Annotated in this window: 1 protein-coding gene; it reads right to left on the bottom strand. The window is 70.6% G+C overall.

Annotated features, from left to right (window positions below; translation table 11 throughout):
- A partial coding sequence (locus tag ACZ3HG_RS24585) for a substrate-binding domain-containing protein (protein WP_465335117.1) occupies positions 1–245 on the bottom strand: 245 nt, incomplete at both ends.

The following is a 245-nucleotide window of genomic DNA, read 5'->3' as shown; positions in this document are numbered from 1 at the left end:
CGGTGAAGGAGGAGTTCGCCCGCGGCCCGGCCGATCTCTTCAGCCGGAATGCGGACCGTCGTGAGCGCGGGGCGCACCAAGGCAGCGGCATCGATGTCGTCGACACCCAGGATGGCGACGTCCTGGGGCACCGAGAGGCCCAGCCGCCGGGCGGCATCCAGGGCACCGATCGCCATCATGTCGTTCGCGCAGAAGACGGCACTCGGCCGGTCGCGTCGCGCCGCGAGTCGCATCATGGCCTCGAA

This window comes from Erwinia sp. PME.40.26/001 (genome assembly GCF_055556675.1).
Note: the sequence above shows the minus strand (reverse complement) of the source record. Positions and strands in the feature narration are given on the sequence as shown.